10 protein-coding genes are annotated in these 14,007 nt (G+C 44.5%); 9 read left to right on the top strand and 1 reads right to left on the bottom strand.

The genetic code is table 11. The features are described 5' to 3' along the window. Positions 1 to 171 precede the first annotated feature (171 nt). The 7 genes from fdrA (at position 172) to ACSW3C_RS07125 (ending at position 10,032) form a co-directional block, all read left to right on the top strand. Positions 172 to 1,920 carry an acyl-CoA synthetase FdrA gene (fdrA, locus tag ACSW3C_RS07155; RefSeq protein WP_486561766.1) on the top strand — a complete coding sequence of 583 codons (1,749 nt, stop codon included), beginning with the start codon at positions 172 to 174 and terminating at the stop codon, positions 1,918 to 1,920. A 90-nt stretch (positions 1,921 to 2,010) separates the two neighbouring features. Continuing rightward, positions 2,011 to 3,273: a YlbE family protein gene (locus ACSW3C_RS07150; RefSeq protein WP_486561765.1), complete on the top strand. Its 1,263-nt coding sequence runs from the start codon at positions 2,011 to 2,013 to the stop codon at positions 3,271 to 3,273. Further along, a complete protein-coding gene (locus ACSW3C_RS07145) occupies positions 3,273 to 4,187 on the top strand; it encodes an oxamate carbamoyltransferase subunit AllH family protein (protein WP_486561764.1) in 915 nt (304 codons plus the stop codon). Before ACSW3C_RS07150 ends, ACSW3C_RS07145 begins: the two co-directional genes overlap by 1 nt. Before the next feature lie 4 nt (positions 4,188 to 4,191). Beyond that, a complete protein-coding gene (gene arcC, locus ACSW3C_RS07140) occupies positions 4,192 to 5,130 on the top strand; it encodes a carbamate kinase (RefSeq protein WP_486561763.1) in 939 nt (312 codons plus the stop codon). A gap of 63 nt (positions 5,131 to 5,193) precedes the next feature. Continuing rightward, on the top strand, positions 5,194 to 7,821 hold the full coding sequence (locus ACSW3C_RS07135; RefSeq protein WP_486561762.1) for an ATP-binding protein: 2,628 nt from the start codon (positions 5,194 to 5,196) through the stop codon (positions 7,819 to 7,821). Then, entirely contained in the window at positions 7,818 to 8,537 is a 720-nt protein-coding gene (locus ACSW3C_RS07130) for a response regulator transcription factor (RefSeq protein ID WP_486561761.1), read from the top strand. The genes ACSW3C_RS07135 and ACSW3C_RS07130 overlap by 4 nt, the downstream gene beginning before the upstream one ends. A 238-nt stretch (positions 8,538 to 8,775) precedes the next feature. Next, positions 8,776 to 10,032: an MFS transporter gene (locus tag ACSW3C_RS07125; protein ID WP_486561760.1), complete on the top strand. Its 1,257-nt coding sequence runs from the start codon at positions 8,776 to 8,778 to the stop codon at positions 10,030 to 10,032. A 63-nt stretch (positions 10,033 to 10,095) separates the two neighbouring features. Here the strand turns inward: ACSW3C_RS07125 and helD are convergent, their stop codons facing one another. Continuing rightward, positions 10,096 to 12,432, bottom strand: coding sequence for an RNA polymerase recycling motor HelD (gene helD / locus ACSW3C_RS07120; RefSeq protein ID WP_486561759.1), 2,337 nt, complete (start codon positions 12,430 to 12,432; stop codon positions 10,096 to 10,098). Between the two features lie 295 nt (positions 12,433 to 12,727). Here helD and ACSW3C_RS07115 point away from each other — a divergent pair, with 295 nt between their 5' ends. Both ACSW3C_RS07115 and ACSW3C_RS07110 read left to right on the top strand, forming a co-directional pair. Further along, on the top strand, positions 12,728 to 13,141 hold the full coding sequence (locus tag ACSW3C_RS07115; protein WP_486561758.1) for a BlaI/MecI/CopY family transcriptional regulator: 414 nt from the start codon (positions 12,728 to 12,730) through the stop codon (positions 13,139 to 13,141). A 3-nt stretch (positions 13,142 to 13,144) separates the two neighbouring features. Further along, the gene (locus ACSW3C_RS07110) at positions 13,145 to 13,993 is read left to right on the top strand and encodes a M56 family metallopeptidase (RefSeq protein WP_486561757.1); all 849 of its coding nucleotides are present in this window, start codon (positions 13,145 to 13,147) and stop codon (positions 13,991 to 13,993) included. Positions 13,994 to 14,007: the final 14 nt, after the last annotated feature.

The raw sequence follows: 14,007 nt of genomic DNA, 5'->3' as shown, positions 1-14,007 counted from the left end.
ATTTTTACGTTTTTGTAATGTGGGACCCGTGGATTTTATTCGTCTGCAATGGCGCCTCAGTTACAATGATTTTGGCGTAGAAAATCAACAGTTGCATGCAATTATTTCTGAGAATTATTGTGGCATGTGAGTTGCTGTGCTGATTTTCAAAAAAATAGAGGAGTGATTTTTGTGCTTCATACGATTATTAAGAAGAACTCGTACCAAGACTCCATCAACCTGATGTTGCTAACGAATTCCGTGTCGACGATGGAAGGGCTTAACAAGGTGCAAATTATGATGGCGACTCCGGCGAACAAGGATATTTTCAATACAGCTGGATTGCATACACCTGAATTGGAAGCAGCCGAATCAAACGACATGGCAATCGTTGTAGACACAGACGATGCTAGTTTAATTGACAAAGTGCTAGAAAAAGTAGATCAGTACTTGAAAGACCAATCCATCAGCAATAAAAAACAAAGCTTTGAAACAGTGCGTACATGGGACAAAGCAGTGGACGCGTTGCCAGGAGCGAATGTCGCTATGATTTCAGTGCCGGGTCAATATGCTGCGGACGAGGCGGACAAGGCGCTTGACCGTGGACTTCACGTTTTCTTATTCAGTGACAACGTATCGATCGAGGACGAGCTTCGTTTAAAGCAAAAAGCGCATGATAAAGGATTGCTTGTCATGGGCCCAGACTGCGGTACAGGTATTTTGGATGGCGTACCGTTTGCATTCGCTAACGTAGTAAACAAAGGACGTATCGGTATTGTAGGGGCTTCCGGAACAGGAATCCAAGAAGTCTCGACGATCATTGACCGTCTTGGCGAAGGTGTCAGCCATGCGATTGGAACAGGCGGACGTGACTTGAAAGATCCGATCGGTGCAATCACGATGATGGATGGCATCCGTGCACTCGAAAATCACAGCCAGACAGAAATCATCACAATCATTTCGAAGCCGCCTGCAGAGCATGTCCGAAATGAAGTAATGGAATTGCTACAAAGCTTGACAAAACCTGTCGTTGCCGTATTCCTCGGTGAAAAACCGGAGCAATACGTTGGCAATGTATATCAGGCATACACACTTGCAGAGACAGCTTACATCGCTGTTGACCTGGCAAAAGGCAATGAAGTAAAACCGGATTATAATGCCGGTGATTTCACAGTGGCCAACACAGATCTTAAAGAAGGCCAACGTACATTAAAGGGCTTGTATTCTGGCGGAACACTCGCTTCCGAAGCAGCGATCTTGATCTCAGACGCTTTGGGACTTGGAACTCATATCAAAAACGAAGAAGGCTATGTTCTTAAACATGAAGGCCATGAAGTTGTTGACCTTGGTGATGACAAGTACACACAAGGAAAGCCGCATCCGATGATTGATCCGGAAACACGTTCGAAATTTATCGAAGAGGCAGGTGCGGATGCATCTACAGCAGTCATTCTTCTTGATTTCGTACTTGGCTATGGTTCACATGATGACATGGCAAGTGCATTGCTTCCTTCCATTCAAAAAGCAGTGGCTACTGCAAAAGAAGATGGACGCACACTGCATGTCGTCGCAACCGTCTGCGGTACGAAAAATGACCCGCAAAGCTACGATGGCCATGTGAAAGCTTTGAAAGAAGCAGGCATCATTGTGAAAGAAACGAACAACGAAGCAGTGCGTACAGCACTTAGCATTGTAGGGCTACATGTAGAGGACTATGAAAAGAAGCATGTGGAAGGCGAAAAGTCGGGCAAGGAATTCGATCTGTCCGTTTCTGAAGAAATCGCTTCCCTCGTTTCAGACCGTCCGCGTGTCATCAATGTCGGTTTGAAAGGCTTTACGGATGCGCTTGCAGACACAGGCACTCCATTCGTGCAATATGACTGGCGTCCAATTGCCGGCGGAAACGAGCGTATGGCTAAAATCCTTAGCTTGTTGAAGTAATACGGGACGGCAAGATAGTGAAGGAAGGTCTGGCCCTTTGCCATATCGGGATAGAACGGCATTAAATATAACGAATGAGGTGGAACGAGTATGAAATACAATTCAATGGATGAAGCAAACAAGGCAGTCATCGACAAAATTACCGGCTCAGCGCCATTCTTAGTAGACGTTGTTCCGGCTAAAGAAAAAGTAAAAGAACTAAATGATGGTAAAGTATTGCTCCATGCCGGCCCTCCAATTAAGTGGGAAGACATGACTGGCCCAATGCAAGGCTCTTGCATCGGTGCATCGATCTATGAAGGATGGGCAGCTACTCCAGAAGAAGCGGAACAACAGCTTGCTTCCGGCGAAGTGAAATTCATCCCTTGCCACCATGTGAACGCGGTAGGTCCTATGGGTGGAATTACGTCTGCCAACATGCCTGTCTTTGTTGTAGAAAACCGCACGGATGGCAATGAAGCGTACTGCATTATGAACGAAGGTATCGGAAAAGTGCTTCGTTTCGGTGCAAACTCACAAGAAGTTATTGACCGTTTGAAATGGATGCAAAACGTACTGGGTCCGACAATCTCGAAAGCTCTTAAGCTGACAGAAGACGGCTTGAACTTGAACGTTATGATTGCAAAAGCGATCACAATGGGTGACGAGTTCCACCAACGTAATATTGCGGCATCCTTGATCTTCCTAAAGGAAATCAGCCCGTACATCGTACAAGTAGAAATGGATGATAAAGATCGCAAAGATGTCATTCAGTTCCTTGCGGATACTGACCAGTTCTTCCTGAACATTGCCATGGCAACTAGCAAGGCAGTCATGGATGCGGCGCGCACGATTGAACACGGAACAGTTGTTACTGCAATGTGCCGTAATGGTAAAGACTTCGGAATCCGTATTAGCGGAATGGGTGACGAGTGGTTCACAGCACCGGTTAACACGCCGCAAGGTCTATTCTTCACAGGTTACTCACAAGAAGATGCCAACCCGGATATCGGGGACAGCGCCATTACAGAAACATTCGGCGTCGGCGGTATGGCAATGATCGCTGCTCCAGGCGTTACTCGCTTTGTCGGTGCAGGCGGTTTTGACGATGCGCTTGCGACAAGTAACGAAATGGCTGAAATCTGCGTCTCACAAAACAGCAATTTCACCATTCCTACGTGGGACTTCCAAGGCGCTTGTCTTGGAATTGATGCACGTAAAGTAGTGGAGACAGGCATTGAGCCAGTCATTAATACAGGGATTGCCCATAAGAAAGCTGGAATGGGACAAGTAGGAGCAGGTACGGTTCGTGCACCGAAAGAATGCTTTGAAAAAGCATTGGAAGCGTACGCGATTAAACTCGGCTTGATCTAATGAACAGCGGGGCAGGAAACAAAACAGTTGTAGCAGCAAAGGGATACGAGCAACGTATTCCTCTGCTGCTTTCTGAGCGCCCGGAAGGATTTGTACACAGTGTCTTCCAAAATGGCGTGAATATCCAGATGGACAGCAGGTTGTTTTTCATCGGAACGAAGAAGAATGGCGAGCTTCCATTCGGTATTCACCTATCGGGTGAGGATGTGCACTCTTTTGTAAAAGCCATTGAACAGGAAAGCCTGGTGAGATGGCAAGCGGATTCGCAGGAGCTGATCTTTGAAGCGGCGTCACTTACCGTTTCGCTTGCTGAAGCCGCCCCGTTTCATTGGGAGTTGTCCTGTCGTGAGCTTGAGGCAGAACATGTGACGAACAACTTGGTCATGCTTTTATCCATATTGGTAGAGAAACCGATGAAAACGGGATTGGGCATTGATATTGAGGAGTTTGTAGCGGACTATCTGGAAGGAAGTATGCCTGCCAGCGAAACAGGCCAGCAACTGAAAGAGCTCGTTGCGGTTCTCCTTTCATCTGATCAAAAGAAATTGGAACAAAGCCTGCGGTTCTTTTTGGGCCGAGGCCAGGGGCTCACCCCATCAGGTGACGATCATCTTGTCGGGATCTTGGCCATCCATAAAGCTGCTGGCTTGATTTCTTCAGAGGCACATCAAACGCTTCGCCGTTTAGTGGCGGAAGAAAATCTGACTACGGATGTCGGCCGAGAATATTTGCTGTATGCACTGGATGGCAAATTCAGCTCGACGGTTGTGAAGGCAGCATCTGCGTTAACAGAGAAGACCGATATGTATACATTGGAACCAGTCATTGAAGATTTGCTTGATATGGGGCATAGTTCCGGAATCGACACGGTTTTTGGGATGTTGCTTGGTTTATTGATAAAAAGGAGGAAATAAGAATATGGCAGAAAAAGTAGTAATCGCGCTCGGAGGAAATGCAATTCTCCAACCAAAACAGGAAGCGACGTATGAAAATCAATACGAAAACGTACGAATCAGCACAGAAATCATTTCGAAGATTGTAAAGAACGGACACACGGTCATTGTAACTCATGGAAATGGCCCTCAAGTCGGGAATATTCTTCGTCAAAACGAAGAAGCGAAAGATTTCGTTCCTCCGCTTCCATTGGATGTTTGCAGTGCGGAGTCGCAAGGTTTTATCGGCTATATGATGGAACAAGCATTGAAAAATGAATTGAATAAGTTGAAGCTGGACCGCGAAGTTGTCAGCATGCTGACACAGACAGAAGTGGACCCGGAAGATCCGGCATTTATTGATCCGTCCAAGCCGATTGGTGTCTTCTATTCAGAGGAAGAAGCGAAACAATTGGCTCAAGAAAAAGGCTGGGTCGTGAAAGAAGATGCAGGACGAGGCTGGAGACGTGTGGTTGCTTCACCTGAACCGAAATCCATTTTAAGCTCACAAACTATTAAAATGCTGACAGATAACGAAGTCATCGTCATTGCTTCTGGAGGTGGCGGCATTCCAGTCGCACGTAAAGAAGATGGAAGCCTGACTGGCATTGAAGCTGTCATCGACAAAGACCGCAGTGCATTCCGTCTTGCAGAAGAATCAGAGGCGGATGTCCTCATGATTTTGACAGATGTAGATAATGTCTACGTGAATTACGGCAAGCCGGATCAAAAAGCGCTTGGCTGCATTTCGTTAGAAGAAGCAAAGAAATATGCAGATGAAGGACAGTTCTCTGCAGGCAGCATGGGTCCTAAAATGGAAGCGGCCATGAAATTTGCTGAACGCGGCGGCCGTGCAATTATCTGTTCTCTGGGACAAGCAGATTTAGCTGTTGAAGGCAAAGCAGGCACTCAAATTACAAAATAATATTATTATATATTACTATAAAGAGGTTACATCGTAGATTGTTATTCATAGAGGAGGGACTGAATGAAGAAAATACCATCCCGCTCGTTTCGAAAGGAATTGAGCTATTCGTTTTTAGCGATTGGGCTGACGACAATTATCTCACTTGGGATTTTTCAATTCTTTCAGCTCTCCTCTTTGATTAAAGATAATCAAGACAGCCAGACGAAAGTGACCGAGTTTCTAGATGATAATGTAGAAAGCTACATGGAACAGCATGGCAGCGTCATTGAGACCTTGTCTTCCATAATCGCACCTTTGCTGGAGTCCGACGATATGCAAAAAATCGAAGAGGTGCTAGGCGACGTCAAAGCCCACTATCCTGGATTCGTAAATATGTATGTCGGGGATAAACATGGAGAGTCGCTCGTCTTCTATCCCCCTGTCTATACAGATGGCGCGACGCGCGAACATATTGATTTTAGTGATCGATCGTATTACAAAGAGTTACTGAAAACAAAGCGGCAAGTTGTATCTCCGGTTTTCCATGGCAGAGGGGGGACCGATACACTTCTTGTTGCTATTGTATCGCCAATCTTTAACAGTAGCGGTCAAATGCAAGGTTACATATTAGGGGCAATCGACTTACATGCTTTAGAAAAGTATGTATCGACCCGTATTTCCGGTGAGGCGAATTATGCCGTTTTGCTGGATCAAGATAATAATGTCATTATCCATCCGGATATTGACACTAAAACGAAGATAGTCAACTTGACGGATTCTAAAATTGTCCAGACGATCAATCAAAGCAATAGCGGAACGGTCAAAAGTATGACGATACAAGAAGAAGGCCGGGAAAAGGAATTCATCACATACACCAAAACTTCAAATCTCGGTTGGACGCTATGGATTGCCAACCCGTCCACGCTAATTTTGAAACCGCTGAAAGATGCGGCTATTACGATTTTGTGGTTTATTCCCTTAACGGCATTGCTGGTTGTTCTAGCGAGTCTTTACCTCAGTGCGAGGCTAGAAAGAACGATTCGAAATTTGCTAGATACGATCAAACGGTATTCAGCGAGCTACAAATCGAATCAGCCTGTACAAATTGCAGAACAGATTGACGGGCCTCAGGAAATGACGGACCTGCTCAAGCATTTCAATGAAATGCTTTTCGAAATCGAGGAGAATCGTGCGGAATTGATGGAGTTGAACACACAGCTTGAGGCGCGTGTGCAAGAGCGAACAGCTAATTTGGAGACGCGGAATGCCGAACTGCTGGCCGTCAATAAGTTAATTACACCTGTGTCTTCTGAGGTGGATTTGCCTCATTTTATTCAATTATGCCTGCAGAAAATGGAGCCGACTGTTCCGTTTTCAGTACATATCTGGTTCCGCGAGCTGGCTGTGACACGTGAGCATATTTTTAAAAACATCAGCTTGCAGCAATACATGGAGCAGCATGTCCAAGGCACAAATCAGCGAATTGAACCCATCATTTTGAGCGAATTGCCGAATGGCTATTTAATCATTGATTTATTAGAAGGACAGACCATTGAGTCAAAAGAACAGTCTTTCCTGCAAACTTTTTCAAGGTCGCTGGCCATTATGATGCAAAACAAATTGTTATTTGAGCGCTATCGCAATAAACACGCAGAGCTCGATGCCGTTCTTGAAAGTATGTCGGAAGGAATTATGCTGTTGAATAATAATTACCAAGTCGATTACGTCAATGAATCTTTCTTAAATGTAATTGATGGCGATGGATTAAATGTGGAGCTGAAACGGTTGCCGGATGTCTTAAAGCGGCTTAGCAAATTATTCGATATTACCGAAGAAGAGTTAATTTCCTACTTTAATGGCGGTGTAAATGAATTGAAGCTAGAGCACAAGACGAAAACAGGGGATACCGACTTCTACATGCTCCATAAGTTTTCTGTTGTTTCCGATGAAGAAAAGATTGGTGAGGGTCTGCTCATTCGTGATATTACGAAAGAAGAGGAAATTGATACGTTGAAAAACAACCTCATTTCCTTGACATCGCATGAGTTCAAGACGCCGATCACCAACATTCGGGGAAGCGTCGAGACGTTGCTTCGCGATAATGTTGAATGGGAGCCCGATTTCCAGCGTGAGCTGCTTGAAGGGGTCCATGAAGACATTGAGCGTATTCAGCAGCTGGTTGACGATTGGATGGACATTTCAAAAATCGAATCGGGCTCCATGTATATCGAGCGCAATATGATTCGAGCGGACCATGTGATTGAAAAATCGATTGAGCTGATTCCGTTCGTATTAAAAGAGAATGCAAAAATCGAGTTTCATAACAAAGCGGAAGATTATCTGTTCTTTTATGCGGATAAAACACGTGTGCAGCAAGTGCTGGTCAATTTGTTTACTAATGCGCTCCGCTACAATGACCATCCGAAAAAGCAAATTGACGTGACGCTTGAAAAGAAGGGCGATTGGCTGACGATTGCTGTATCGGATAATGGAATTGGGATTTCCAAGGAGCATCTGCAGAAGATTTTCAATCGCTTCTATCAGGTGGACGTGACCGCAACACGGCGCTCCGGCGGAACGGGTCTCGGGCTGTCGATCTGCGAAGGGATCATGGAAGCCCATGAGGGGAAAATCAAAGCGGACAGCACGCCTGGAAAAGGCAGTACATTTACACTTTACTTTCCATTAAGAGAGGGTGGTAAGGGATGAAACAAAAAATATGTGTCGTAGATGACGAAGCGAAGATTCTACGTTTCATCTCAGCAAATTTACGTTCGGTTGGATATGACGTTGAGACGGCATCTTCTGGAGAAGAGCTGCTTGAAAACTATGATCTCATTTCGCCAGATTTAATCTTGCTCGATATTATGATGCCGGGCAAGGATGGATTTTATGTGTTAAAAGAGCTCCGGAAGTTTTCACATACACCCATTATCATGTTAACGGCGCGAAGCAACCCGAAAGACAAAGTAAATGGCTTAAATCTTGGCGCAGATGACTATTTGACGAAGCCTTTTTCGTTGGATGAGCTGTTCGCCCGTGTAAATGCCGTCTTGCGCAGAAGCCAGCCGGCTCTCACGGAAGGGACTGTAAACGCCTCCTCAATGATTGAGACAGGCTCCATTCAAGTTGATGTAGGCAGCAAGCGGGTGTGGATTGATGGAGAAGAATTGAAATTCACACAAACCGAGTTTCTGTTATTGGAAATCCTGGCGCTCAATTTGGACAAGGTCGTTCAGCACGAAACCCTGCTGTCCGAAGTGTGGGGCCCTCAGTACCGGGATGACGTGGAATATTTGCGTGTCGGAATAGCACGAATCCGGCGCAAAATTAAAGAACGACTGAAGGAACCGGAAGAGTATATCATTACGTATCCGGGTCTTGGTTATATGTTGAAAAGTGTCGCAGCTATTCATATCAATTGATCAACGTCCGGCTAAAACTGCATGTAAAGTCGTATTTGGTCTGTCTGAATCGGATAAACAGGCGCAAGCTATTGGTCAATTTGAGATTCGCAGGAATTACTTAGAAATTTAATGTTTTAGCAATGTCGCATTACGTGTTTTTATTCGTCTGCAATGCTCTCTGCCGTATGATAACAGTGCAAGGTAAATGATCATTTTCCTGAAGTACCATTATAGAAAGAATGAGGAGGCACTCATAATGGCGAAGCAAGTACATGATAATGGCCAGAAGGACGAATTGATCCCGTATTGGGTCAAAGCCGTTATCGTATTCTTTTTAGGGTGGGTTGCAATCTACGGAACACGTGCAATCTTAAACCCTGTCATGGACGATATTCAAAATGAATTCAGTTTGTCTGCGGGACAACTTGGTATGATCAGCAGTATCTTTTTCATCGGTTATGCAGGACTTAACATTCCATCTGGTATGTTAGGAGATAAAATCGGGAAGAAGAAAGTGTTGGTCCCGGGTATTATCTTATTTGGACTTTTTGCAGCAATCTCAGGCGCGATGCCTAGCTTCTTCCTATTTATCTTAATGTGGCTCATGGTTGGTATTTTCCAAGGATTCTACTACGGACCACAGTATGGATTGTCTTCTGAAGCGATTCCGAAAAAGCATTTGACTGTCGGTTCTGCGATCATTAACAGCGGTATGGCATTCGGTCTTTCCGCAGGTTACTACTTATCCAGCTTCACGCTTGAAGCAGGGATGAGCTGGAGAGCGCCATTCTATATCGTCGCTATTCCGGTTGTCTTGATCGGTTTGCTCATGTGGTGGCTCGTTAAGGAAAAGCCAAAAGGCAAAGAAGTACATGCTGTACTCGATAAACAAGAAAAACTTAAAATGAGCGTTTTGTTTAAAAATCGCAACTTGCTCATGTCTTACATTACAATTTTCTGTGCCATCTACGGTTTCTTCGTTGTTGTAACTTGGATGCCGTACTACTTGCAACATGCACGCGGTATTGAAGGAAGCGCGGTTGCGACTGTATCTTCACTCGTACCTTGGGCAGCCATTCCGGCTTCTATCTTCTTCAGCTGGGTTGCTGACCGTCTAGGGAAGAGCCGTCCGGTATTGCTCATCATGCTTCCAGCTTCCCTCGTTGCACTTGTATCAATCGTAGCGTTTGATAGCATGTGGGTATTATATGCTGCTCTTATCGGTTACGGGATTTTCGGTAAAATTAGTACAAACCCGGTATTGGTTGCCGTTGTGGCAGACAATGCGCCGAAGAATGCATACTCTACTTCATTCGGTGTGTATAACTTTATCGGGATGTGTGGTTCCATCTTGGCACCATACATCACAGGTTTCTTGACTGACGTTACAGGCAGCTTGAACATGGGCTTCTACTTCGCAGGCTTCCTGCTTGTGATTGGTACTATTTCAGCAGCATTAATTAAAGAAGAGAAACGTGTAACGACTGAAGATACAGCCGTTACAGGTGGTTGATTTAAACCGATATGAAATAAAGCGCCGCTTCGTTCCGCAGGGAACAAAGTGGCGCTTTTTTGATTATGCTTGTATGAAATATTCTTCAGGAACAGTGTGCAACAAGGAAGTCGGCTCTCCGACGCTGTATAAATACAGGTAATGCATCGCTCTCGTGCAAGCGGTATAGAAAATACGCTGCAGGCTTTCATCCCCGTACACTTCTTCGGATGCATTGTAAATAATAACTGCTTCAAACTCAATTCCCTTCGCCAAATAAGATGGAATGACGACAACGCCTTGCTCGTATTCCATTGTGCCTTTCTTGAGGAACTTAATATGTTCGATATTGGATAAGGCATCATAGGCATCCTGGCTTTCAGCCGCTGATTTGCATATGATGGCGATACTCTGACAGCCGAGGCTTTGCAGTTCTGCCACCTTCGAGGTGATGTGGCGGTGCAGTGCCTCCTTGCTTTCGAGCTGTTTCAGAACAGGAAGCTCGCCGTCGCGGTTGAATGGAATTATCTCCTCGCTGTTCGGGACGAGCCTTCGAGTAAATTCGATAATAGGTTTAGTAGAACGGTAGCTCCGGGCCAAGTGGACGACTTCCGTTTGTTCCGGCCCATACAGCCCGGTGAGTGTTTGAAAGTCAATCCGGTCTCTTGCGTGAGCGAAAATGGCCTGGTTAAAGTCTCCAAGCACCGTCATCTTGGCAGCGGGAAACAGCCGTCGTAAATACTCGAACTGGAAAGGTGAATAATCCTGAGCTTCATCTACGACAATATGTTTAATTGTTCGGTTGGATTGAAACCCGAGAATGAGCTCCTGTAATAGCAAAAACGGTGTGGCATCCTCGTATAGCAAGATTCCATCGTTGATCGTTGTCAGTGTTTCCTTGCAGATGGCAGGCCACTCCTCAATCAGCTCTCCGTCATACCATTGCCTAATTTGCTCGGGGGAAGTAAATAGCTGCTTGTAAATCTCTTTCATATGAATAAAATCATATGCTTCGACACGTTTCCGCAATGATTTCATCCGCTGCCGAACGATCAATTGGGCAAGTTCGTCTGGATCCACATCAAAATCCGCCATCATTTCTTTTTTTACGCCATGCCTTTTTGCCAGAAGCATGCGTGCTTTATGGTACTCCTCATTGCTAAGCAGCTCGATTTCCTCGAGAACCCACGGTTTTGTACACTCTCTTTCTTGGAAGCTGGCTATCTTCTGCACCAGCCAATCCTTTAACTTTTCTAGGCGATTATGAAAGCGGAGTGCTGTGTCGTGCTCGTAAAACTGTTCAGCAATTTGCTCTGCAGTTACAATGGTTTCCCCTTTGAATGCGATTCCTTTAAAAACCATTCCGAATGTCTCCAAGGCATTTCGATAGGATTCAATTGCTTCGAAAAATGGAGTAGAGGCCTTGAGGCGAATGCTTGCCACTCTTGCGTCGTAGGAACTGTTATGTTCGGCAGTCAACACATATTCCAATTGATCATAAGGATTTTCAACATTGAACAGTTTCCCTAGCCGATAGTCCAGGTATTCCTGGAAGGTGACCTGCTGCATGTTCTCCTCACCCAGCTCCGGAAGCACATTGGCGACATAATGATTAAACATCGTATTCGGCGAGAAAAGGATGATTTGATCTGCTTTGATCGTGTCACGATATTTATATAGCAAATAGGCAATCCGCTGAAGCGCCGCAGACGTTTTTCCACTGCCTGCCGCGCCATGGACGATGAGCAGTTTGCCTTCATCGTGGCGGATGATTTTATTTTGCTCCTGTTGTATAGTGGCAACAATTGAATGCATCTGTTTGTCGGTGCCTTTCCCTAATACCTCCTGCAATATTTCATCGCCGATTGTGAGACTCGTATCGAACAAGGATTGGAGAACACCGCCCCGAATGAGATACTGCCATTTTTTCAACAATTCTCCCTGGATCATGCCACCGGGTGTCGAATATTCGGCTGTGCCGGGCTGATAATCATAATAAACGCTACATATTGGCGCCCGCCAATCGTAGATAATAAAGTCTTCTCCGCTTTCGTTCGTCAGCGTGGATATGCCAATATAGATTTGTTCGTCAGATGAAAAGCCGTCTTCCAGAAAGTCGATCCGGCCAAAATAGGGGGCATCCTGCATCCGACGAAGTGTGGATAATTTTTTGGAAGCTTGCCGATGAGTGCTTTGGCTGACAGAAAGGGCCTGAGCTTCTTGCCGCAAGCCGATAATGGTTTCAAGATAATCATCGAACGAATCCGTATTCACCTTGACCTCATCCCAAAAATGTCTTCGAATGCTCACCACTTCGTCCCGGCGTTGTGAAGTTTCTTTCTCCAACCGGCGAATCTGGTTTTGAATTAACTCCATCACATCAGTTACTCTTTGCTGTTCCTGCTCAAAATTTGACCTCATAGCACACGCTCCTTAAAAAAATGAGTAAAAGGGTTGACGAACAACTAGGTTATGTTGTACAATTAAGATAGGATAAATATAGACGTTTTTATATATAAATGTCTATCTATATAAAAGTACCATATGGACTCATTTTATTCAATGAGTTTTTTAGTGTTTTATACGAGGATTTTCCGAAACGCAGGCTCACCCCAATTCTGAGAGGGTGAGCTTTTTTTATGTATTGCAAGTCAGAAAGTATCTATTGCATAATGTAAAACATGACACTACAATATGTAGTGTGAGGTGTTCTAAGTTGAGAGTTAACAACTTTAAATTAAATGAGAGGGGACTGACCCGTTTTTTTGGGCCCCTTGAAGCAAAAATTATGGACATTTTATGGGATGCTGAAGAACTGACCATAAGGGAAGTACAGCAAGTTCTTGATCAGGAAAAGGTAACGAATTTTAACACGGTAATGACGGTGATGAATCGACTGGTAGAGAAGAATATTCTTCAAAAGAGAACCGAAGGGAGATCTTCTTTATTTAAACCGGTTCAGTCCAGATTAGAGTTTTTGAACAGCCAGTCGAAAGAAATGACAAACGAACTGATGGACGAGTTCGGAAGTGTGGTCGTCAGCCATATGCTGGACGCGCTTGAGGAAGCTGATGACGATCTTGTCGCGAAGCTGGAACGTAAAATTGAAGAATTGAAAAAAGGGCTGTAATGTATGGTAAAACGCCAATCGTTTTTTATTTTGACTGTCTCGCTTCTCATAACAAGCCTCATCATTTTTCAAATGGTGCTTTATGCTGTTTCTATATTTGCAGGTTGCGATATGAAACTCAACATGGTTTCCGTATGTCATAGCTGGCTGAATGAAATTGGACTGTCATCCTTGATGCATGTGCTTGATGGACTGGTCATGTATACATTGTTGTTTTCGTTATGGAAAATTGGTTCGCAATGGATTCAAATGGCTAAAATGAAACAGCATTTTCAGCAGTACAAGGAAAGGGAACTTACAAAGAAGTTAAATCAAGTTTTCAAGCTCGGAAAAGAATGTATAATTGTTCTCTCGCATCCGACGCCTGCTGCGTTTACAATGGGGTTTATCCGACCTAAAATCATCATTACAACTGGCTTATTTCATTTATTAAGTCAAGAAGAGCTAGAGGCGGTGGTGGCTCATGAAGTGTACCATAAAGTAAATCGCGATCCTTTAAAAGTTTTCTTATTATCTCTCAGTTCTTCTGTCATGTGGTATATTCCAATTCAAAAATGGTTCTATCATCAATACAAGGTTGTGCAGGAAGTGTTGGCAGATGAATTTGCAATTCAACGACAAGGGACAGTTGTTCATTTGGGCGGTGCGCTTGTGAAGATGGTTAAAGTAGGGAAGCAAGAGAAGATGCCGTTTACATTTGTTTCATTTGCTGCGACTGCCGTTGATCTTCGGATTGAATCGATATTGAATCCAGTCCATGATTTTCGGTTGCGGCTGCCGATAAAAACAGTCTTTCTGTCAATTGTAGTCTTTAGTATCATTAGTGGCCTATTTATTTACGCGCTTGCGTAAATTTTTTATCTCAT

This window comes from Sporosarcina sp. AD_1, from assembly GCF_057373025.1.
Note: the sequence above shows the minus strand (reverse complement) of the source record. Positions and strands in the feature narration are given on the sequence as shown.

What these genes read in the sequence shown, in the direction of transcription:
- ACSW3C_RS07125 (WP_486561760.1), top strand. Translation starts at nt 8,776, where the DNA reads ATGGCGAAGCAAGTACATGATAATGGCCAGAAGGACGAATTGATCCCG.
- ACSW3C_RS07135 (WP_486561762.1), top strand. Translation starts at nt 5,194, where the DNA reads ATGAAGAAAATACCATCCCGCTCGTTTCGAAAGGAATTGAGCTATTCG.
- ACSW3C_RS07145 (WP_486561764.1), top strand. Translation starts at nt 3,273, where the DNA reads ATGAACAGCGGGGCAGGAAACAAAACAGTTGTAGCAGCAAAGGGATAC.
- ACSW3C_RS07130 (WP_486561761.1), top strand. Translation starts at nt 7,818, where the DNA reads ATGAAACAAAAAATATGTGTCGTAGATGACGAAGCGAAGATTCTACGT.
- ACSW3C_RS07150 (WP_486561765.1), top strand. Translation starts at nt 2,011, where the DNA reads ATGAAATACAATTCAATGGATGAAGCAAACAAGGCAGTCATCGACAAA.
- helD (WP_486561759.1), bottom strand. Translation starts at nt 12,432, where the DNA reads ATGAGGTCAAATTTTGAGCAGGAACAGCAAAGAGTAACTGATGTGATG.
- arcC (WP_486561763.1), top strand. Translation starts at nt 4,192, where the DNA reads ATGGCAGAAAAAGTAGTAATCGCGCTCGGAGGAAATGCAATTCTCCAA.
- ACSW3C_RS07110 (WP_486561757.1), top strand. Translation starts at nt 13,145, where the DNA reads ATGGTAAAACGCCAATCGTTTTTTATTTTGACTGTCTCGCTTCTCATA.